3 protein-coding genes are annotated in these 1,653 nt (G+C 63.0%); 2 read left to right on the forward strand and 1 reads right to left on the reverse strand.

The features are described from left to right. Positions 1 to 362, forward strand: a 362-nt coding sequence (locus AB0J67_RS41005) for a transposase (protein ID WP_363491212.1), incomplete at its 5' end; no start/stop codon positions are given. A gap of 50 nt (positions 363 to 412) precedes the next feature. Here the strand turns inward: AB0J67_RS41005 and AB0J67_RS41010 are convergent. Further along, positions 413 to 784 carry a hypothetical protein gene (locus tag AB0J67_RS41010; protein WP_363491214.1) on the reverse strand — a complete coding sequence of 124 codons (372 nt, stop codon included), beginning with the start codon at positions 782 to 784 and terminating at the stop codon, positions 413 to 415. Positions 785 to 843: 59 nt separating this feature from the next. On the opposite strand from AB0J67_RS41010, the gene AB0J67_RS41015 reads away from it, so the two are divergent. Further along, positions 844 to 1,257 carry a hypothetical protein gene (locus AB0J67_RS41015; RefSeq protein ID WP_363491216.1) on the forward strand — a complete coding sequence of 138 codons (414 nt, stop codon included), beginning with the start codon at positions 844 to 846 and terminating at the stop codon, positions 1,255 to 1,257. Positions 1,258 to 1,653: the final 396 nt, after the last annotated feature.

Raw genomic sequence — 1,653 nt, forward strand, 5'->3', positions numbered from 1 at the left:
GCCGACACCCCGACAACCTCACCAGCGCCGACGCCGAAAAGCTGACCGCCCTACTGGCCCGCTGCCCCGAACTGGCCACCGCCAACCAACTGGTCCGCTCGTTCGCCGCGATGCTGACCCACCGCACCGGCCACCAACTCACCGACTGGATCGCCAACGCGATCGACTCCGGCCTGGCTGGCATCAGCCACTTCGCCCAAGGCCTCATCGCCGACCTCGGCGCGGTCACCGCAGGACTGACACTGCCCTGGAACTCCGGCCCCGTCGAAGGCGCAGTCAACCGCATCAAGATGATCAAGCGACAAATGTACGGCCGTGCGAACCTCGACCTCCTGCGAAAGCGAGTCCTACTCGCGCCATGATGGGCCAAGCCCGGTAATGCTCCGATCCACTCTCGGCGTGGTTGACATGGTCAAACGTTGTGGACGTTCGCGGACCGTGCAAGCTTGCGTTGCAGCGACCTGAGGATCTTTATCGTCTCCTCGTCGGAAAGGCCCGTTGTAGTGGACCACTCCACGCCCGATCCGAAGATATCGCTGGCGAAGACGACCTCGGTGGCTATCAGCGCGCACCGCCAGTCCTTGCGGCTGAGCGGGTGCCCGGAACGGATCGACTCGCTCATACGGCGTCCTTCGACATGAAGGTCCTCGACTCCGCGGAAGCCCATGGCCACGGCCAGGGCATCGGTGCAGCGGGCCGGTCCACCCCACTCGGCGAACCCGCGGATGAGCACATGGCGTTCTGCGTCGGTGAGTTCGATCAACACCTTGTCTTCGGCGGTCACGCCATGATCATGCTTGACCGGCTCCGTCTACGTTTTGGCGGGCCACCCCTATGCCGGCCGTGAAGTCCAGGCAAGGCCAATCACGGAAAGCGCGCCAGAACCCCAAACTCACGAGCGAAATTAGCTATGTCCTGGCAGTGCCGCGCAGCCAGAAGATCCCGACCGAGGGCGGTTCAGCCCGAGCCGACGCTCTCATCGCCTTCGCGCCCGAGCAAGCATGGAAGCGTCGCAGCTGCGGCGACGGCGCCAAAGGACCACGCCTATACGACTGGGCCGCAGCAACCCTGCCCGACACCGGAACCGCTGACCACGGCCACACCCGCTGGCTGCTGATCCGCCGATCGACTACCAACCCCGCCGAGCTTGCGTTCTACCCGTGCTACGGACCCGACGACGTCCTTGACGAGGAGCTGATGTGGGTTGCCGGAGCCAGATGGTCCATCGAAGAATGTTTTCAAAGCGCTAAAGGTTAGGTCGGACTCGATGAATACCAGGTCCGAAAATATCCAGGCTGGTATCGCTACATCACTCTCGTCATGCTGGCCCACGCCTTCCTTGCCGTCACAGCGACCCGGCGAAAAAGGGGGCGCAGCGCGGCCAGGGCTCATCCCGCTCACCGTCGCCGAGGTCCGCTGTCTCCTGGCACACCTGACCGCCGCAATCCCCACCGCCGATCAAGTCAATCGATGGTCACGATGGCGTCGCGCACATCAGCACATCGCCAAAACATGCCACTACCAGCGAAGACTACGCTCTAGCAACCTCCAACTGGAGTACTAGCCTCGGTCTTTCACGAGTAGTAGATCTTGTCGCGCATTCGGATACGTGATTACGCCTGTCGGTTCCTGCTGGTGACGGGCATGCTGCTG

It is taken from the genome of Catellatospora sp. NPDC049609 (genome assembly GCF_040675365.1).
Classification (GTDB): Bacteria; Actinomycetota; Actinomycetes; order Mycobacteriales; family Micromonosporaceae; genus Catellatospora.